Here is an 18,011-nt window from a genome sequence, read left to right on the forward strand (position 1 = left end):
CCAACAAACCCGGACAACGCGTAAAGAGTTTCCTGGAAGGACCGTCCTTCGACCTCCAGGGCAACCTCTATGTGACGGACATTCCGTATGGACGGATTTTCCGGATTGATCCGCAGGGTCACTGGTCCCTCGTCATCGAATACGACGGCTGGCCCAACGGCCTGAAGATTCACCGGGACGGGCGGATTTTCATTGCCGATTACAAGCACGGCATCCTGCTGCTCGACCCCCATCGCAATGAAGTGCGCCCGTTTCTGACGCACTGTCGCAGCGAGGGCTTCAAAGGGGTGAATGACCTGTTCTTCGCTGCGGACGGCACACTGTATTTCACCGACCAAGGCCAGACCGGCCAGCAAGACCCCACCGGCCGCGTTTACGCCTACGACTTTGGCAGCGAAACCCTGACACGCTTGATCGACAATGGGCCAAGCCCCAACGGGCTGGTGATGGACCTGTCGCAGCACGCCTTATTCGTGGCCATGACGCGTGGCAACGCGGTCTGGCGGTTACCGATCCAGAAGGATGGCGGAACCAGCAAGGTCGGCATTTTCGTCGCAATGGCCGGTGGCGTCAGCGGCGCCGACGGCATGGCCCTCGATGCCGAAGGCAATCTCTACGTGTGTGATGCCGGTAATGCCTGCGTGTGGGTGTTCGACCCCCATGGCGTGCCGCTGTACCGCATCCGCTCCTGCACGGAGGGCCGCACCCTGACCAACCTGGCATTTGGCGGCCAGGACGGCCGGCAACTGTTCATCACGGATTCATCCACCAGCACGGTGCTCGTCGCCGATCTGCCCCATGCCGGGCGACCGATGTACTCCCACAGCTGACCCCCAGGACACCCGACGCTGGTGTGCGTGACACACAGGCTTCGTTCGCCCTGACAAAACCGACACCTGCGTCCGCCCGACAAGACCAAGAAAAGGGAAAACCATGCTGATCTTCCTCAGCTACGCCATGATCGCCAGCTTCATGTACCTCATCATGAGCAAGCGCCTTTCACCCCTGGTTGCACTCCTGCTGGTGCCGATCGTCTTCGGTAGCCTGGCCGGCTTCGCCCCCCAGCTCGGCACCATGATGTACGACGGCGTGAAGATGCTCGCTCCCACCGGCATCATGCTGACGTTTGCCATCTTGTACTTCTGCATGATGACGGATGCAGGGCTGTTCAATCCGCTGATCAAAGTGCTGTTGCGCCTGGTCAAAGGAGACCCGCGCAAGATCGTGGTGGGCACTGCGGTACTGGGTTTGTGCGTGGGCCTGGACGGTGACGGCGCCACGACGTACATCATCGCCACGGCCGCTTTCCTGCCGCTGTACCGCCTGACCGGGTTGCGTCTGCAAGTGATGGCCACCGTCTTGTTGATGGCTATCGGTGTGATGAACATCCTGCCGTGGGCGGGCCCCTTCTCGCGCGCGGCCAGCGCAATGCATGTGGACATTACGGAGCTTTTCCTGGAGATGGTGCCGGTCATGATCGCCGGAGGCGTGTGGGTGCTTTTCGCCGCCTGGTGGCTCGGTCGCATGGAATATCGTCGCCTGGGCATCATCAGCGTCAGCGAGGATGAAGTGCTGAAGGGCTATGCCCATATCCGCCTGAACGACCCGCGCTTTCTGTTCAACGTGATCCTCACCTTGGCGCTGATCAGTTGCATGATGGTCAGCCTGATGCCTTTGCCGATCCTGTTCATGGTGGCGTTCGGTCTGGCTTGCCTGGTGAACTTTCCCAGCCTCAAACAGCAGAAGGAAGTCATTGCCCGCCACGCCGACAATGTCATGGCCGTGACGCTGTTGATCTTCGCGGCCGGTATCTTCGTCGGCATCATGGGCGGCACAGGCATGATCAAAGCGATTTCGGACAACCTGATCACCCTCCTGCCGCAGGAGGCAGGCCATTACATGTCTGTGATCACTGCGCTCTTGAGCATGCCGTTCACCTACGTGCTGACCAATGACGCGTTCTACTTCGGCGTGCTGCCGATCCTGGCCGAAACGGCTGCGCACTATGGCATCGGCCCTCACGAGATGGCCATCGCCTCGCTGATCGGCCAACCGGTGCACCTGCTCAGCCCACTGGTCGCCTCGACCTACCTGCTGTGCGGTCTGCTCGATATCGACTACGGCGACAACCAGCGAGTATCGCTGAAGTGGACAATCGGTACTGTCTTCGTGATGCTGGTCACCGCGATCCTTCTCGGCTCGATTACCCTGATCAACTGAGTCGCTCACGGCAAGGGAAGCACGATTCGCGCTTCCTCATGCCGAAAAATAAAGCAGCGGCTCTGCCTGGCGTATCCCGCCTATTCCTCGCTGTCATCGACCGGCTCATCGTTTTCATTGGTCGATTTCGAGGTGGGCTTTTCGGGGTCGTTGATGAAAGGGACACGGCTCGGGCCCTGCTCTTCCAGGCCTTCGGTTTCGGGCTGCATGATCAATCCTCCGTTACACATTCGAAGTTCCCCGCCGAACGCTGTTCATCGGGGCTCGTGGGGTCAAATCGTCTAGACGTCGTTGGGCGTGGTGCGAACGGAATCCGGAAGCCACGTGAGCCTCCCCTCCCGTGCCAGGTGATAACGCCTGAGGTCCCGGGCCAGAATGAGCTCGCCATTGAAACGCTGCTGCGCTTCGGCATGGATGTCCTCGATCGAGGGGCTGCGGTCTGGGTTGTCCTGATAGCGTGCGCTGAAGTGCGTCAAGACCAGGTTCTTGACCCCGGCCTCTTCGGCGAAGCGTGCCACGGAGGCCGCGGTGCTGTGCCCGTAGTTTTCTCGCCCCCTGGCCAAGGCTTCAGTGAAGGTGGCCTCGTGCACGAGCACGTCAGCGCCCTGCGCCACATCCTCGAGCAACTCAGGGGTGTCATTATCTCCACACACGATGACGCGACGTGCGGGTGAGGTATCCTGGGCGTAATCCTTGGCGAACAATGTCCGCCCTTCATGCTCGACATCACGACCATGGGCGAGCTCTCCCCACAGCTCGCCGCGTGGAACGGCCTCATTTTCCAAGCGCTGTGTGTCCAGGCGTACGCCGTGGTTGACCTCATCGAAGACATAGCCATGGCACGGGACCCGGTGAGACAGCGCCACCGCGGTCACCTGGAGGTTACCCGCCTGGCAGCCTTCGAAGGTCTCCGCCGCTTGCAAGCGAAGTTCGAAACCCAGATGCGAGCCCGTGACGTCGAGCCCTTGACGCACCCAGTCGTGCAGCGCCTGCGGCAACACCACATCCAGCGCCTCGGTGCGCCCCGACATGCTGGCGGTGGTCAGCAGGCCGTGGAGGCCAAAGCAATGATCGCCATGGACATGCGTGATGAAGATCCCGCGCAGCGAATTGAGCGATAGCGACGTGCGCAGCAAGCGGTGCTGGGTGGCCTCGCCGCAATCGACCAGGCACCAATTCTTGCCCGTCGATTCGATGACCGCTGTACCGCTGACGTTTCGCACACGGGTCGGCACGCCCGCGCTGGTTCCCAGAAAGAGCAAGTCCACGTTCTTCCCCTTGTACGATGCTGATTGGGCGAGCAGAGCGCGGCGAAGCGTGGCGCACCCTCTCAGGCACCTCCTGACGCCGCGGCCTGCTCGCAGTTGGCTTACTGCGAATAGACCGCGTGGGGTTGACGGCAATTCCATCGGTGTTGCAGGGATGAATCAAAACGTTTGCCGCTTGTTCGTTGGCGGCACGCCCCGCGCCCTCAAACCAAGCTGCCACGGCATGACCCGTCCCGCGTACTCAATGCCTCGCGGGTGAGCCCGAGCCCTGCGTTTTCGCGGTGCCAAGGCGCCAAAGATGTCGTGCGCACAGTGTGCCGGGTGGATGAGTCAGGCGCCAAAGGCACCGTCGATCGTGTGCATGGCGCCCGTGACGAAGCTGGCTTCGGGGCCGGCCAACCAGGCGACCATCCCGGCAACCTCTTCGGGGCGGCCATGCCGTTTGATTGCCATGAAGCTGTGCATCAGGTCTTTCATCGGGCCGTCAGCGGGGTTTGCATCGGTGTCGATGGGCCCCGGTTGCACGATGTTGATTGTGATACCCCGTGGGCCGAAGTCCCGCGCCAGCCCTCGTGCCAACCCTTGCAAGGCTGATTTGCTCACTGCATAGGACGCCATGCCGGGGATGGGCATGCGATCTCCATTCACCGATCCGATCACGATGATCCGCCCACCGTCGGGCATGCTCCGCGCTGCTTCGACCGACGCGTGATACGGCGCATGGACGTTGATGCGCAGCAGCCGGTCAATGGCATCTGGGTCCTGTTCCAGCGCATCGCCAAAGATGGCGATGCCGGAATTGACGACCAGCACGTCCAGCGGACCGCTGTCCCGGACCCGAGCGATGACTGCATCGCGGTCAGCGCTGTCTGCGACGTAGGCCTTGCTGCCGGTTTCGGAGGCCAGCCGATGCGCCGCCTCCGGAGAACCCGAGTAGGTAAACACCACATTGGCGCCTTCTTCGACGAAACGCCGCACGATGGCCGCCCCGATTCCCCGGCTGCCACCCAGAACCAACACTGACTTGCCTTTGAACGCTGACATGTTTCTCACCTCCTGATTAATGTAGGGGATGATACAATTATCAATATTTCAGCTGTCAAGGAATTATGTAATGTCGACTACAAATAATCCTCGCGCTCGCGGACGTCCCAGGCGCTTCGACCCGGACGACGCCATCGTCACTGCGCAGCGTCTGTTCCATGCCATGGGGTACGATGCGGTCAGCGTCGCCGACCTGACCCAGGCGCTGGGCATCAACCCGCCCAGCTTTTATGCGGCTTTCGGCAGCAAGGCGAAGTTATACGAGCGGGTTCTGGACCGTTACGCACTGACCGGTGCGCTACCGCTGTCGGAGATTCTCGGCGCCGATCGACCATTGGCGGTATCGCTCGGGCTGCTTCTGGAGGAGGCCGCCCGCGGCTATGCCGCTGATTCCACGGCCGCCGGCTGCCTGGTACTTCAAGGGACACATTGCATCGATCCGGAAGCGCGCGAAGCCGCCTGCGGTTTTCATGTCTCGGCACTCGCCTTCATTCGCGAGCGCATCGCCCAGCAGTTCCCCGAAGAAGCCGACCGCGTCACGGACTTCGTCGCCACCACCATGGCCGGGCTTTCTGCCAGCGCCCGCCATGGACAGAGCCTGGCGCGTCTACTGGCGACCGCGCAGATCGCCAGCCTGGCGCTTGGGCACATCATCCCAGGCTGAACATGCGTCGGGCGCGCAGCGATGGATCAGCATGCCCGCGCTGGGCTTCCGACCATTTGATGGCACGCCACACGCCGGCATCAGAGCGGCTCGGTGCCTGCGATGCCCTCGGTGACGCGAACCAGAGCGCTGAAGCCTTCGACGTCCAGGGGTCGGCTGAGGAAATAGCCTTGGCCTTCGTCGCAGAGCACCGACTTGAGCAACGCCAGGTGCTCCTGGGTTTCGATGCCTTCGGCGGTGACGGTGAGCGACAAGGCGTGACCCAACCCGACGATCGCCTCGATCACCGCACGGTCATCCTCGGTCGCGCCCAGTCGCGAGAGGAAACTGCGGTCGATCTTCAAGCCGTCGAACGGGAATGTGCGCAGGTAACTCAGTGAGGAATAGCCGGTCCCGAAATCGTCCATGGCGATGCGAATGCCCAGGCGTTTCAGGGTCCGCATGATGTCCAACGCACCCTGCGCATCTTCCAGCATGACGCTTTCGGTGATTTCGAGCTCCACGCGACCGGGTTCGATGCCCGAGAGCTGTAGCGCCTGTTGCACGCGCTCCACCAGATGGCCGCGTTTGAATTCGGTGGTCGAAAGGTTGACCGATACGAACAGGGGCTCGGGCCAACGGGCGGCATATCGAAAAGCGCTCTCCATGACCCAGTTGCTCAGCGCAAGAATCAAGCCGGACTCTTCGGCAATAGGAATGAAGGTGTCGGGGGAAATCAATCCCCGCTCCGGATGCTGCCAGCGCACCAAGGCCTCAGCCCCGACCATTTTCCCGTCAGCGATGCGGAAGCGCGGCTGAAAATGCAAGCGCAGTTCGCCATGCTTGATCGCGAAGCGCAGGTCACTTTCCAGGCGGCGGCGTTCGACGATTTTCGAGTTCATGTCGCCTGCGTAGAACCGCCACGTATTACGGCCTCCGGACTTGGCCTCGTACAGCGCAATGTCGGCGTAACGCAACAGCTCGGTCGCCTCGCTGGCGTCAGCGGGTGCCATGGCAATGCCGATGCTGGCACTGACGAACACTTCCTGCTCGCCAACCTGAATCGGGCTCTCGATGGACTCGATCAGGCGCTGGCACAAGCTTTCCACCTCCTCCTGGCCCTTCAAGTCGCTCAGGATCAGCACAAACTCATCCCCTCCGATCCGTGCTACCAGATCTCCATGGCGCACTCGCTGGGCCAGACGGCTGGAGATTTCGTGAAGCACGGCGTCACCCGCGGCATGGCCCAGCAGGTCATTGACCGGTTTGAAACGATCCAGGTCCAGGCTGAGCATGACCAGCGGCCGCTCGACCGTTGGCTGACTCTTGAGCTTGCCGTCGAGGTATTCCCTGAGTCGCGTCCTGTTGGGCAGCCCTGTCAGGGCATCGTGCTGGGACAGAAACTCGATGCGCCGACGCGATTCGACTTCTTCGGTGACATCGGTTGCGGTGCCGCGGAAGCCCAGGTCAGACATGGCGCGGGCCGACAGGCGCGTGATCCGCTGCTGCCCCGCGGGATCGACGCCCCGGCACTGGACGCTGATGTCCGGGCGACGATTGGGAAGGCTCAGCCATTGCGTCACCGTTCCCAGCTCGGTGCACAGCAATTGGTCCATCGGGGCGCCGAGCCAGTCTTGCCTGGACAGGCCCATAACCCCCTCGAACCGCTCGGACAAATAGGTGAATCGCCCCTGCCGGTCTATCTCCCAGACCCAATCGGAACTGGCTTCGACGACGTCGCGAAAGCGCGCTTCGCTGATTGCCAGCGCCGATTGACTGCGCTGCAGAGAGTCGTAACTGGCATCGAGCGCGCGGGCACTGACGGTGGTTCGGCGCAAGATGGCCCAAGCCATCAGGCACACCAGCAACGCGGCGATACCGATCAAGGGCAAGCCCATGCTCAGCAGCCGTTCGCCGGGTTTGGGCGGTTCCCAGTGCAAGCTGCCCGCCGTTCCGTTCTCGCCTAGTGCCAGAACGGAGCGGCCGCTGACCTCGTCAGGGGTCGCGAGGCGCAGTGCATCGACACCGTAATCCTTGCCCAGCGTTTCCAGCCGGGGGTCTTCGAGGACTTCGACAAAGATCAATACCGACGCCAACCCGTCATCGGCCGTCACCGTCGGGTCCGTGCCGGGGGTGATCGCGGCAGCCGCCACCACCGCGGGGCGTCCGTCGATGCCAACGTAGCGTGTCGTGGGCGTTTCCGTTTCTGCACCGGCCCGGGCCTGAGCCAAGAGGTCAGGCAACGCCTCCTTGAGCCAAAGCGAAGCATCGGTAGCCTTCATTTCGCCATCGACTACCGAATAGGCGGTGCGGTCCGCTGCGTCGACGACAAATATGCCCTGATAGCCGTAGTCGGTATAAAGGGTCGGCCCCAGGTTCTGCCGCACGAAAGCCCAATCCGTATCGATGGAAAGGTGCAGGTGCTTGTAAGTATCGCCCCAGAATGCGTAATCCTTGACGACAGTACCGATGGACTTTTCCAGCGCTTGCATCGCTTTCTGGGTGTAGAAGGCGCTCTCGGACTCCTCTGTGCGATTGAGGTCATGTGCCAGGTACAAAAGCAGATAACCCGCGAGAAAAAACACCACGGTCAGCAAACCGACAAATTTGAACAGTGAGGCACGGATGACCGACACGCTGGAGCGGCGCACCGGTTCGGGGGCAGGAGGGGCATTATCAGGCATGGGGTGACATCACTGGGCAGGCGCGCGAAAGGGTAATGTCAGGGTATCGGCCGGGCGACGGGGTATTTGAGCCATGACGCGCAAAGCGGGCCGAGGCCGGGAGCGGGGCAGACAAAACGACGTTCGCCTGGAGAACCCAGGCGAACGTTGAGATCAGAGCGGGCTACGGCGCGTCCCGCTGTTCAATCAGAGGAGTTTGTCGAGGGTGATGGGGAAGTCACGCACGCGCTTGCCGGTGGCGTGATAGACCGCATTGGACACCGCCGCTGCGACGCCGACGATGCCGATCTCCCCGACGCCTTTGGAGCCCAATTCATTGACCACATCGTCGTGTTCCTCGACGAAGAATGCGTCGATGTCGCCGATGTCAGCGTGAACCGGCACGTGGTATTCCGCCAGGCTGTGGTTCATGAAACGCCCCAAGCCGTGGTCCGTCAGCGTCTCCTCCTGGAGCGCCATGCCCAGTCCCCACACCACCCCGCCGAGCAATTGGCTGCGGGCGGTTTTCGGGTTGATGACTCGACCGGCCGCTACCGCACTGACCACCCGGCTGACCCTGACCGTGCCCAGGGCTTCGTCCACCCGGACCTCGACGAACACCGCCGAATGGGTCGCCGTGGAGAAACTGCTGCGTTTGGCGCTGGGCTCAGCGTCGACCTGCGCTTGCAATGCAGCGCCTTCGCATCCGGCAACCACCTCGGCAATGGAGAATCGCCGATCCTCAACCAGCACGTGCCCGTCACCGAAACGAACCCTTTCCACAGGCACATCGGCAACGTCCGGATGGGACTTGCGCAACGCTTCCAGTATTTGGGTGCGCAGGATGAGACAAGCTTGCCTGACAGCCGAACCGACCGACGAGACCGTAAACGACCCGCCTTGCAATGGCGCGGTGGGCAATGAAGAGTCGCCCAGCAGGAACGTCACGTCGGAAGGCAGGACACCCACCGCGTCAGCGGCAATCTGCGTCATGACGGTGTAGGTGCCAGTGCCGATATCGGTGGTGGCACTGCTGACGGTCAGCTTGCCGGAAGCGTCGATGCTGGCCTTCGCACTGGCCTTCATCTGCATCGCTTCCCACACGCCACCGGCCATGCCCCACCCGACCAGTTCCTTGCCTTCGCGCATGCTGCGCGGCACCGGGTTGCGTTTGCTCCAGCCAAAACGCTCGGCGCCTTGGTCGTAGCACTCCAACAACGCCTTGCTCGAATACGGCTTGCCTTCATTACCGTTGCTGTCGGCGAAATTGATGCGTCGCAGCGCCACCGGGTCAATACCCGCCGCACACGCCAATTCGTCCAACGCACCTTCCAGCGCAATCACCCCTGACGCCGCCCCCGGCGCACGCATGTCCAATGGGGTGTAGACGTCCAGCGGCACCAGTCGGTAGCTCAACGCAACGTTGTCACAGCGGTAGAGCATGCCACTCCACTCGACGAGGTGTTCGGTGAAATCCTCGAAGCGCGACGTCTGGCCAATAGCGTCGTGCCCGATGGCAAGCAGTCGGCCCTCACCGTCCGCGCCCAAACGCAACCGCTGGGACGTGCGCGGCCGGTAGCCAAAGGTGAACATTTGCTGCCGGGTCAAGGTCACGCGCACTGAGCGTTTGAGGGTCAGCGCTGCCATGACGGCCAGCGGTAACTGGTACTGCGGACGCAAGCCGGAACCGAAAGCCCCGCCGACAAATGCCGCGAGGATTCGGATCTTGTCCTTGGGCACGTCAAAGATCTTATGCAGGTAGTCCTGGCAATTTTGCGTGCCTTGGGTCTTGTCGTGAATCTCCAAGCTGCCGTCCGGCCGGTAAAACACCGTCGAGGCGTGAGGTTCCATCGGGTTATGGTGCTCGACCGGGGTGGTGTAGGTGACATCCACTTGAGTGGCCGACTCGGCGTAACCCTGCGCGAAGTCGCCACGCGGTTCTGGCGTTTCGGCCGGCGCCTCATGGGACGCGTCCAACGCTGCGCCCAGATCGGTCTGGTGGGCGTCCTCCTCATAGCGGATATGCACCAGTGATCCGGCGTACCGGGCGATTTCCTGCGTCTGCGCCACCACCAACGCCAAGGGCTGGCCGCTGTAGAGCACGCGGTCGTTGTACAGCGGGCGAAAGGGCGAACCCTCCGCCGAGTCGGCGTCGCTGTAGTCATCGTCGTAACTGGAAAGCCGCGGCCGATTGCGATGGTCCAGCACCAGCAGCACACCTGGCACGCTCAGCGCCTCGTCGGTGTCGATCTGAACCACACGGCCGCTGGCGATGGTGCTGGACACCACGCTGCCATACAGCAGGCCCTGTTCAGGGTACTCGCCGGCATAGCGAGCTTGACCCGTGACCTTGGCCACGCCGTCGACCCGATCCATCGGTTGGCCTGTCACCGCCTTGAAAGTATTCATCCGGCATGTCCTCCAATGGCTGCGTCGCTCAGGGCCCTGATCACTGCGCGATGGGCCAGCTTGATCTTGAACGCGTTGTGGGTCAGCGGCTGTGCGTCGCGCAGCAGCAGGTCGGCCGCGGCCGTAAAGGTTTCATGGGAGACCGGCTTGCCGATGAGCAGCGCTTCCACGGCTTTGTCGCGCCAGGGTTTGTGGGCAACGCCCCCTAATGCAAGCCTGGCGTCGCTGATGACGTCGCCCTTGAGCTCCAGCCCCGCTGCCACCGACACCAGCGCAAAGGCATAGGACGCACGGTCGCGGATTTTCAGGTATTGGTAATGGGCGTCGAACCGCGGCGCAGGCAATTCGATGTGGGTCACCAGTTCATCGTCCGCCAACTGATTGTCACGCTGCGGCGCATCTGCAGGCAGACGGTGGAAGTCGGCGAACTCGATGCGCCGCTCACCGGCCTTGCCTTGCACATGCACCACCGCTTCCAGCGCGGCAAGCGCCACGCACATGTCGGACGGGTGAGTGGCGACACACGCATCGCTGGCCCCCAGGATTGCGTGAATACGATTGAGCCCCGAACGCGCCGGACAACCGCTGCCCGGCTCCCGCTTGTTGCAGGGCGTGCCGGTGTCGTAGAAGTAGTAGCAGCGAGTGCGTTGCAGCAGGTTGCCGCCGGTGCTAGCCATGTTCCGAAGCTGTGCAGATGCTCCGGCGAGAATCGCCTTGGACAACAGCGGATAGCGCTGTTCGATCAACGGGTGCCACGCCAGATCCGCATTGCTGACCAGTGCGCCAATTCTGAGCCCACCGTCGGGAAGCGGCTCGACCTCGTTCAGGTCCAGCCCAGTGATGTCGATCAACCGCTCTGGGCGAACGACGTTCTCTTTCATCAGGTCGACGAGGTTGGTCCCGCCCGCGATGTATCGGCTGCTGGCATCGGCCAGCTTGACGGCCTCACTGACATTCTGCGGCCGTGAATAGCTGAAAGGCATCATGGCTGTGTCCCTCCTTCGACTTGCTCGTCACGGCTCGCCATCAAGCCTTCCTCGACGGCGGCGATGATGTTGCTGTAGGCGCCACAGCGACACAGGTTGCCGCTCATCAATTCTTTGATCTGGTCACGATCAGTGCCGCGCCCCTCACGGGCCAGCCCCACGGCCGAGCACAGCTGACCCGGGGTGCAATAGCCACATTGAAAAGCGTCGTGTTTGATGAAGGCCCGCTGCATGGGGTGCAACTCGTCGCCCGTCGCGAGCCCTTCCACCGTGGTGATTTCGGCACCGTCGCACATCACTGCCAAGGTCAGGCAAGCGTTGACCCGCTTGCCATCCCGCAGCACCGTACAGGCGCCGCATTGGCCGTGGTCACAGCCTTTTTTCGTGCCGGTCAGATTCAACTCGTCCCTGAGCACGTCGAGCAGCGTCAGCCATGGCGGAATGTTCAACTGCTTCGAATCGCCGTTCAGGGTAAACGAAAGGGTATGTCGCTCGATGGGACGGGGAGCATTGGCGTTCATGGGGTGACCTCACGGTAATCAGACAATGTGCGCAGTGAGCTGCATCTTGCTGGTACGACTTGGAGGTTCTCTGAAACGTTCAGCGATTTGGACAAGCGAGCCCGTTTCTGTCCATTTTCCGGGTTGGCTGATCGACCTGAGCGCCCGATCAGCGGGAGCGGAACGGCTGCCCGAGCATGGCCAGGGTTTTATCGTCGGGCTTGCCTGCAAAAAACTGGTCGAGGGCCTGTTTGTACAGAGGCGCTTCGTCGCTGACCCAGGCGAACAAGGTCAGGCTGGAGTGAAGCTTGAGGTCGTCCGGCGCTCCCAATATCTGTCGTGCGGTCCTGTCGCGGTGCTCAAGCAGCGCTTTGACACAGCGCTCAAGGCGCGGCCCCAGGCAAGGGTGACGCAGGTATGCCTGAGCTTCATCGGCGCCGGAAATCGAAAACCGTTGCGCGATTTCGCTGCGGCCCAAGCCCTGTAATTGAGGAAAGATGAACCACATCCAGTGGCTGGTCTTGCGCCCTGCGTGCAGCTCGACCATGACCCGGTCGAAGACGGGCTGCTGGGCGTCGACGAAGCGGGTGAGTTCGAATGGATCGTGCATGATTCACCTCAAGCGAAGGGGGGCCGCACAAAAGGTCTGGCTTCGGAAGAGCAGTTTGGGCGAACCAAAAGCTGACCAGCAGGTCAGGATGATCACTCACGCTGACACTTACCGAGGACTTCGCCATGTACACCTACACCCTCGAATACGACTGTAACGGTATTCCACACAATCATCGACTTGAGCTGAAGGCGCCACGACTGGCACCTCACGAAGCCGCGATGCATCTGTTGGAACTTCACTTTGGGGATGCTGAAAACAGCCTGGTGATGCCCAATGCCGATGCGACCCCAGACGAAATCCTGGGCCAGGCAGCGGTGCTGGGGCTGACCCATATCCGGGTCATTCCCCAATCTCCGGGCGATGAAGTGAACAGTTAATCAGGCGTCCCTTGACCCATCGACAGGCGCAAAAACCTTGTTTCTGCAACCCGTCGACGGGCGGACACGCGGGGCTGGACCATTCGCCCCCTGCAACCTTTCAGCCTGCCGCGATGACGGTGATCTCGACCAGCAATTCAGGTGCCGCCAGCCGTGACTCCACCGTGGCCCGGGCAGGTGCCTGGCCTTCCGGCGCCCAGGCGTCCCAGACTTCATTCATGCCGGCGAAGTTGGCCTGAATGTCCGAAAGCCAGACCTGGGCACTGAGAATACGGGTCTTGTCCAGACCGACCTTGGCCAGGTAGCCATCGATCTTTTCGAGCACTTGGGCCGTTTGCCCTTTGATATCGAGGCTGCGATCGTTGGCCGTCTGGCCGCCGACGAATGTGAAGCCGTTGCATTGCACGACACGGCTCATGCGTTGGTTGGTCTCGACGCGGGTAATTTCCAGCATGTGAACTCCTTAATGGTGCAGAACGTTGGAGGGTGGTAGTAGGTGCGACGCAGCGGCGTCGGCAGTCGGGTGAAACCGGTCGATGGCGAATGCATCAAGAGAGAGAGGCGAATGCTCGCCCAGAATCTGTTGCGCCAGGCGCTTGCCGACCCCTGGCCCCATTTGGAAACCGCTGCCGCAGAAGCCGAACGAATAGCTCAGGTTGCTGGCTTTGCGGCTGGCACCGATCACGGGCAGGTCATCCTGGGTGAAGGCTTCCACCCCCGCCCAGACTCGGTTGACACCCAGGTGTCTGAGGTGGGGAAACAGGTCGGTCACGGTGCGAGCACTGGTGCCAAGGCGCGTCATGTCGACTTCCCCGTGCCGCGCTGAAAAATCCAGTGTTCCGATGAGCTTCCCGCCGATCACGACAGTGCCATTGGCAAATTGCTTGAACGACAGGGCTCGTCCCGTCGCCCCCAGCACCGGTGCGCAAAACGGCGCGACCCGGTGAGTGACCATCAGCATCAGCCCCTCGGGACGACCCGGCACCGTCTCACCCACCTGCTCTGCCAACTCACGCCCCCAGGCGCCTGCGGCGATCACCAGATGATCGGCGGCGAACGTGCCCCGAGGGGTCGTGACCTGCCACCGCCCTGCCCGCTGCTCAATGGTCCGAGCCGGGGTGGCCTCGTGGATGATCACGCCGAGGCGCTCTGCGGCATGATGAAAGGCGGTGACGGTCCTGAACGGTGTCGCGTACCCGTCATCCTTGACCCAGATCCCTCCGACCACATGCCGCGCCACGGAAGGCACAAGCTCGAATACGTCGTCGGCGCCAATCAGCACCTCATGATCGAAGCCCAGGCTCTGCAAGTGCTGCACACGCTCCCGGCACTCCTGCAACTCGGCCGGGGTTTCAGCGAGCTTCAACTGACCGCTGGGCACGAAACCGCCGTCATCGCCCAATACGCTGGGCAGCTCATGCCACAGCGCGCGGGATGCGAGTGCCAAGGGGATCTCTGCCGTGTGCCGCCCCAGTGTTCGTACGCCCCCGGCATTCACGCCCGACGCGTGGCGGGCGCAATACTCAGCTTCCAGCACCGTCACCCGCACGCCACTTTTCGCCAGATGGAAGGCCGTGCTCAACCCATGGATGCCGCCCCCGATGATCAGCACCTCGCTGTGCAGTTGCCTGGACTCATTCACCGGCCAGCTCCCCCAGCGTAATGGGTTTGATGGGCGGGCGAATGCGGTAGTAACCGACTTCGAACGCCGAAACGCCGCGGGCTTTGGCGATCACTTCAGTAACGGTCAGCCCGCACAGGCGGCCCTGGCACGGCCCCATCCCGCAACGCCCAAAGGATTTGGCCTGGTTCGGGCCCGTGCACCCTAAGGCGACAAACTGACGGATCTCCCCGGCGGTCAGTTCCTCGCAGCGGCACACCACGACGTTGTCGGCAGGAATGCGGTTTTCATCCTTGGGACGATACAGCGCATCGAGGAATGGCCTGATCCTCAGGTTCGCTTCCAGCCTGGACCGCAACGGGGCAGCCTTCTCATCCCGCGCCTGTTTGCCCAGGATCCCCAGCCGGTTGGCGATGCCCAGCGCCACCCACTCCCCTTGCAGCGCTGCGACCTGGGCGCCACCGATGCCCGCACCATCGCCTGCGACGTACACACCCGGCACGTCCAGCTCGCCCCATTCGTCGGCAACCGGTGTGAAGCAGAGTTGGGCGGCATTCCAGTCATGGCGTGCGCGAAGCGACTGGCTGAATTGAATGTTCGGAACCACGCCCTGGTGAAGCAGAACGCAACGCGTCGGAATGCGCAGCGCCGTGCCGGAGACGGTGAACGTCACCGCGCAGGCGGCCTCTTCGCCCTCCACGGCCAACTGGGTGGCGCCGGTATGGTGAGCGATGCCCGCGGCATGCAAGCTGCGCATCAGTTCCAACCCCTTGCGCAGATAAGGCCAGGCCCGCAGCGCGGCGAACAGATGGCGGCGCGCGTGCCAATAATCTTCGCGCCGGGTGGTATCGATGATCGCTTTGATCGGCACCCCGGCCCGCAGGTACTGCCAGCCCAGCAGGTACAGAAGCGGGCCGCAGCCTGCGAGCACCACAGGCTCGTTCGGGGCCAGCCCAGCGCTCTTGAGGAGGATCTGCGCAGCGCCGGCGGTCATCACGCCGGGAAGCGTCCAGCCTGGGATCGGAAACGGTCGCTCCATCGCGCCGGTGGCCAACAGCACCGCTTTACCCTTCACCGTGTGCAATCGTCCGTCGCGCAGGTAGCTGACCTCGTGCTCCCGCGTGACCTGCCACACCGAGGCGCCTGTTTCGTATTGCACGCTCGAGGCAGCCAGCGCCTGGGCCAGCTCATTGCCTCGCGCATAATCCGGGCCGAGCAGGTCGCGACGCGCCAGGGGTGCCAGCGAGATGCCTCGGTAGATCTGTCCGCCGGGGCTGGTCTGCTCGTCGAGCAACAACACTTGCAAGCCGGCCTTGGCCAGGGCAACCGATCCCGACATACCGGCAGGCCCGGCCCCGATGACGATGACATCGACAGTTCGGTGATTCATGAGTGCACCTCGACGCTCTGGACGCTGGCAAATGGGTAAACCAGATCGCGGGCGCCTTCCTGCGAGCGAATGCGCATGCCCTCGGCCACTTCCACCAGGCAGCTCTGACGGTTCGGCACGCCGTCGATTTCCACCAGACATTCGAAGCACACACCCATCATGCAGTAAGGCGCGCGGGGCGACTCGCTCACCGGTGTCGCGCGAAAACGCTCGATGCCGGACATCAACAGAGCCGCAGCGACCGACAGGCCTGCGGGCACGTTCAGCGGTTGGTCATTGAACGTCAGGCCCACTGTCCGGGCGACCCCGACCTCGCTTTTTATCGGTTGAAACAATGGTTCAGTGCGCATGGGTAAACACCTTGTCAGTCAAGAAGCGCTCGCCGGCAAACACACCCAGTTCATCGGGCATGCTGGCGCCGAGAATCCAGGGCGCGATGCGCAGCGCGTGAGCGGCCGCCAGCGTCACGCCGCTGTGACAAGTCACCACGAACGCGCCTGGCTGGGTGGGGGATTGCTGATAGATCGGAAAGCCATCCGGACTCATCACCCGCAGAGCACCCCAGGCCCGGATCAACCGGACGTCGCGCAGCAGCGGAAAGGTGGAGACGCCGCGTCGAGCGATCGTCGCCAAGACTTCGGTCGACGTCAGGTCGTCGAAACCGGCCTCTTCCATCGAGTCGCCCAACTGGACGGTGCCCTCGTCGGTCTGCCTGACGTTGATCGTGGGATAGTCGAGGAAGGGCCGGACCCGCTCGCTGATCAGCACCTGCCCACGGTTGGGCGCCACCGGCGCATGCAGCCCCACTTGGCGGGCAAGGTGCGAATTGCCCAGCCCGGCGGCGAGTACGACTTTCCCCGCCACGTAGCGGCGCTCGCCTGCCGTCACGCGGAATTCCCCGGCCCCGTATTCGATTCTGCCGACCGCAACGTCACTGTGATAGCGAACGCCTCGCGTCTGCGCGGCTCCGTGCAGCGCACGCAGCAGTTTCAACGGGTTGACGTGGCCGTCCTGTGGGGTGTAACTGGCGCCGACGACCGCCGGCCCGATCAGCGGCAAGCGCGCTTTCAGTTCGGCGGCATCGAGCATTTCGAAGGGGTAGTCGCCCAGCGCGTCCTGCAGCGTTTGCAAACGCGCCTGCCGCTCGCTCAACTCCTCATCGCTGAAGCACATGTGAAAGCCGCCGGGTTGCTTGAGTTGGACATCCACACCACTGTCGGCCAGCAACGCGTCGGCAAGGCCCGGCCAACGAACCGCGGAGGAGCGGGTCCAGCGGGCGTAGTCGACGAGGTTGTGCCCCTTCCCTTGTACCCAGACCAGTCCGAAGTTGCCGCGCGACGCCCGAAAGGCCACGTCGCCCTGATCCAGCAACACCGTGTCGGCGCCTTTGAGCGCCAACCCGTACGCGACCGCGGTGCCCACCAGGCCACCGCCGATCACGACCACGTCAGACTGAATGACCTTGTTCGCGTGATGACTCATTTGCCTTCTCCGATCAAAACCCGATCCAGGCCCACCAGCCGATCGAGGACCAGCATCAACAACAGGGTGCCGACGATCAGCACCGTGGAGACAGCGGTGATCAGCGGGTCGATGGTCTGGGAAATCTGGTTGTACATCGCCACAGGTAAGGTCGTGGTGCCTGGTGTCGCGACGAACACCGTCATGGTCAGTTCGTCGAAACTCTGAATGAACGCAAGCATCCAGCCACCCACCACCCCGGTACGGATGCGCGGGAAGATCACCCGGTAGAAGGCTGTCCAACGGCTGGCACCCAGCGACAGCGCGGCCCTTTCGATGTCACGTTCAAGGCCGATGGTGGAAGCCAGGGTCAGGCGCAGAGCGTAAGGCAGCACGACCACCACATGGGTGAACGCCAGGGCCCAGAACGAGCCGCCGATCTGCGCCAGGGAAAAAAACCGCAGAAAAGCGATGCCCAGCACCACCGAGGGGATCATCAGGGGCGAAAGCAGGAAGCCGGTCACCGCGCCGCGCCCGGGAAAGTCATAACGACTGATCGCCAATGCGGCTGGAATCGCCAAAAGGGCTGCAAGGGTCGCCGACACCAGCCCCAGTTTGATCGAGAGCACGAAGGCGTCGATCATTTCCTGGTTCTCCCACAACGCCTTGAACCAGCGCAGCGAAAGGCCATCCGTGGGAAGTGACAGGTAGCCTTTGCTGGTGAAGGCCATCGCCATCACCACCACCAGAGGCGCCACAATGAATGTCACGAACGCGACATGGAACAGCAGGGAAAAACATCCGTTCTTGTGCATG

The 18,011-nt window shown here is 62.5% G+C and carries 18 protein-coding genes; 4 read left to right on the forward strand and 14 right to left on the reverse strand.

The features are described from left to right. On the forward strand, window positions 1-830 hold an 830-nt coding region (locus DBP26_RS11985; protein ID WP_108238300.1), incomplete at its 5' end, for an SMP-30/gluconolactonase/LRE family protein. Window positions 831-933: 103 nt separating this feature from the next. Further along, the gene (locus DBP26_RS11990) at window positions 934-2,220 is read left to right on the forward strand and encodes a citrate:proton symporter (RefSeq protein ID WP_108238299.1); all 1,287 of its coding nucleotides are present in this window, start codon (window positions 934-936) and stop codon (window positions 2,218-2,220) included. An 80-nt stretch (window positions 2,221-2,300) separates the two neighbouring features. On the opposite strand, the gene DBP26_RS27265 is transcribed toward DBP26_RS11990, so the two are convergent. The 3 genes from DBP26_RS27265 to bdcA all read right to left on the reverse strand — a co-directional run bounded on the left by DBP26_RS27265 (window position 2,301) and on the right by bdcA (window position 4,532). Beyond that, complete coding sequence (locus DBP26_RS27265; RefSeq protein ID WP_256600512.1) at window positions 2,301-2,429, reverse strand: hypothetical protein; 129 nt, start codon at window positions 2,427-2,429, stop codon at window positions 2,301-2,303. 72 nt (window positions 2,430-2,501) lie between these two features. Beyond that, window positions 2,502-3,488 (reverse strand): ribonuclease Z, encoded by a 987-nt coding sequence (locus DBP26_RS11995; protein WP_108238298.1) that lies wholly within the window; start codon window positions 3,486-3,488, stop codon window positions 2,502-2,504. A gap of 330 nt (window positions 3,489-3,818) precedes the next feature. Continuing rightward, window positions 3,819-4,532 carry an SDR family oxidoreductase gene (gene bdcA, locus DBP26_RS12000; protein ID WP_108238297.1) on the reverse strand — a complete coding sequence of 238 codons (714 nt, stop codon included), beginning with the start codon at window positions 4,530-4,532 and terminating at the stop codon, window positions 3,819-3,821. A gap of 70 nt (window positions 4,533-4,602) precedes the next feature. Here bdcA and DBP26_RS12005 point away from each other — a divergent pair, with 70 nt between their 5' ends. Continuing rightward, window positions 4,603-5,196 (forward strand): TetR/AcrR family transcriptional regulator, encoded by a 594-nt coding sequence (locus tag DBP26_RS12005; protein ID WP_218565082.1) that lies wholly within the window; start codon window positions 4,603-4,605, stop codon window positions 5,194-5,196. A gap of 80 nt (window positions 5,197-5,276) precedes the next feature. Here the strand turns inward: DBP26_RS12005 and DBP26_RS12010 are convergent, their stop codons facing one another. The 5 genes from DBP26_RS12010 to DBP26_RS12030 all read right to left on the reverse strand — a co-directional run bounded on the left by DBP26_RS12010 (window position 5,277) and on the right by DBP26_RS12030 (window position 12,343). Then, window positions 5,277-7,859, reverse strand: a complete 2,583-nt coding sequence (locus DBP26_RS12010) for an EAL domain-containing protein (protein ID WP_108238295.1) — start codon at window positions 7,857-7,859, stop codon at window positions 5,277-5,279. Between the two features lie 186 nt (window positions 7,860-8,045). Next, window positions 8,046-10,247 (reverse strand): xanthine dehydrogenase family protein molybdopterin-binding subunit, encoded by a 2,202-nt coding sequence (locus DBP26_RS12015; RefSeq protein ID WP_108238294.1) that lies wholly within the window; start codon window positions 10,245-10,247, stop codon window positions 8,046-8,048. After that, window positions 10,244-11,233, reverse strand: coding sequence for a xanthine dehydrogenase family protein subunit M (locus DBP26_RS12020; RefSeq protein ID WP_108238293.1), 990 nt, complete (start codon window positions 11,231-11,233; stop codon window positions 10,244-10,246). Before DBP26_RS12020 ends, DBP26_RS12015 begins: the two co-directional genes overlap by 4 nt. After that, on the reverse strand, window positions 11,230-11,754 hold the full coding sequence (locus tag DBP26_RS12025; RefSeq protein WP_108238292.1) for a (2Fe-2S)-binding protein: 525 nt from the start codon (window positions 11,752-11,754) through the stop codon (window positions 11,230-11,232). The genes DBP26_RS12020 and DBP26_RS12025 overlap by 4 nt, the downstream gene beginning before the upstream one ends. Window positions 11,755-11,902: 148 nt before the next feature. Beyond that, window positions 11,903-12,343 (reverse strand): DUF1810 domain-containing protein, encoded by a 441-nt coding sequence (locus DBP26_RS12030; protein ID WP_108238291.1) that lies wholly within the window; start codon window positions 12,341-12,343, stop codon window positions 11,903-11,905. Between the two features lie 125 nt (window positions 12,344-12,468). Here DBP26_RS12030 and DBP26_RS12035 point away from each other — a divergent pair, with 125 nt between their 5' ends. Next, on the forward strand, window positions 12,469-12,723 hold the full coding sequence (locus DBP26_RS12035) for a hypothetical protein (RefSeq protein ID WP_108238290.1): 255 nt from the start codon (window positions 12,469-12,471) through the stop codon (window positions 12,721-12,723). A gap of 100 nt (window positions 12,724-12,823) precedes the next feature. On the opposite strand, the gene DBP26_RS12040 is transcribed toward DBP26_RS12035, so the two are convergent. Genes DBP26_RS12040 through DBP26_RS12065 form a run of 6 tightly spaced genes read right to left on the reverse strand, consistent with a single transcriptional unit; the run spans window position 12,824 to window position 18,010 of the window. Then, on the reverse strand, window positions 12,824-13,177 hold the full coding sequence (locus DBP26_RS12040; RefSeq protein ID WP_108238289.1) for a RidA family protein: 354 nt from the start codon (window positions 13,175-13,177) through the stop codon (window positions 12,824-12,826). A 9-nt stretch (window positions 13,178-13,186) separates the two neighbouring features. After that, window positions 13,187-14,365 (reverse strand): FAD-binding oxidoreductase, encoded by a 1,179-nt coding sequence (locus tag DBP26_RS12045; RefSeq protein WP_108238288.1) that lies wholly within the window; start codon window positions 14,363-14,365, stop codon window positions 13,187-13,189. Then, a complete protein-coding gene (locus tag DBP26_RS12050; RefSeq protein WP_108238287.1) occupies window positions 14,358-15,734 on the reverse strand; it encodes an FAD/NAD(P)-binding oxidoreductase in 1,377 nt (458 codons plus the stop codon). Before DBP26_RS12050 ends, DBP26_RS12045 begins: the two co-directional genes overlap by 8 nt. Continuing rightward, complete coding sequence (locus DBP26_RS12055) at window positions 15,731-16,084, reverse strand: (2Fe-2S)-binding protein (RefSeq protein WP_108238286.1); 354 nt, start codon at window positions 16,082-16,084, stop codon at window positions 15,731-15,733. The genes DBP26_RS12050 and DBP26_RS12055 overlap by 4 nt, the downstream gene beginning before the upstream one ends. Beyond that, window positions 16,074-17,216 (reverse strand): FAD-dependent oxidoreductase, encoded by a 1,143-nt coding sequence (locus tag DBP26_RS12060; RefSeq protein WP_108238285.1) that lies wholly within the window; start codon window positions 17,214-17,216, stop codon window positions 16,074-16,076. Before DBP26_RS12060 ends, DBP26_RS12055 begins: the two co-directional genes overlap by 11 nt. Then, the gene (locus tag DBP26_RS12065) at window positions 17,213-18,010 is read right to left on the reverse strand and encodes an ABC transporter permease (protein ID WP_108238284.1); all 798 of its coding nucleotides are present in this window, start codon (window positions 18,008-18,010) and stop codon (window positions 17,213-17,215) included. Before DBP26_RS12065 ends, DBP26_RS12060 begins: the two co-directional genes overlap by 4 nt. Window position 18,011: the final 1 nt, after the last annotated feature.

Source organism: Pseudomonas sp. RIT409, from assembly GCF_003052515.2.
GTDB lineage: Bacteria > Pseudomonadota > Gammaproteobacteria > Pseudomonadales > Pseudomonadaceae > Aquipseudomonas.

Coding starts and splice junctions, on each gene's coding strand:
- DBP26_RS12030 (WP_108238291.1), bottom strand. CDS start 12,343: ATGCACGATCCATTCGAACTCACCCGCTTCGTCGACGCCCAGCAGCCC.
- DBP26_RS12060 (WP_108238285.1), bottom strand. CDS start 17,216: ATGAGTCATCACGCGAACAAGGTCATTCAGTCTGACGTGGTCGTGATC.
- DBP26_RS12055 (WP_108238286.1), bottom strand. CDS start 16,084: ATGCGCACTGAACCATTGTTTCAACCGATAAAAAGCGAGGTCGGGGTC.
- DBP26_RS12035 (WP_108238290.1), top strand. CDS start 12,469: ATGTACACCTACACCCTCGAATACGACTGTAACGGTATTCCACACAAT.
- DBP26_RS12020 (WP_108238293.1), bottom strand. CDS start 11,233: ATGATGCCTTTCAGCTATTCACGGCCGCAGAATGTCAGTGAGGCCGTC.
- DBP26_RS12050 (WP_108238287.1), bottom strand. CDS start 15,734: ATGAATCACCGAACTGTCGATGTCATCGTCATCGGGGCCGGGCCTGCC.
- DBP26_RS12040 (WP_108238289.1), bottom strand. CDS start 13,177: ATGCTGGAAATTACCCGCGTCGAGACCAACCAACGCATGAGCCGTGTC.
- bdcA (WP_108238297.1), bottom strand. CDS start 4,532: ATGTCAGCGTTCAAAGGCAAGTCAGTGTTGGTTCTGGGTGGCAGCCGG.
- DBP26_RS12010 (WP_108238295.1), bottom strand. CDS start 7,859: ATGCCTGATAATGCCCCTCCTGCCCCCGAACCGGTGCGCCGCTCCAGC.
- DBP26_RS12015 (WP_108238294.1), bottom strand. CDS start 10,247: ATGAATACTTTCAAGGCGGTGACAGGCCAACCGATGGATCGGGTCGAC.
- DBP26_RS12025 (WP_108238292.1), bottom strand. CDS start 11,754: ATGAACGCCAATGCTCCCCGTCCCATCGAGCGACATACCCTTTCGTTT.
- DBP26_RS27265 (WP_256600512.1), bottom strand. CDS start 2,429: ATGCAGCCCGAAACCGAAGGCCTGGAAGAGCAGGGCCCGAGCCGTGTC.
- DBP26_RS11990 (WP_108238299.1), top strand. CDS start 934: ATGCTGATCTTCCTCAGCTACGCCATGATCGCCAGCTTCATGTACCTC.
- DBP26_RS12065 (WP_108238284.1), bottom strand. CDS start 18,010: ATGCACAAGAACGGATGTTTTTCCCTGCTGTTCCATGTCGCGTTCGTG.
- DBP26_RS12005 (WP_218565082.1), top strand. CDS start 4,603: ATGTCGACTACAAATAATCCTCGCGCTCGCGGACGTCCCAGGCGCTTC.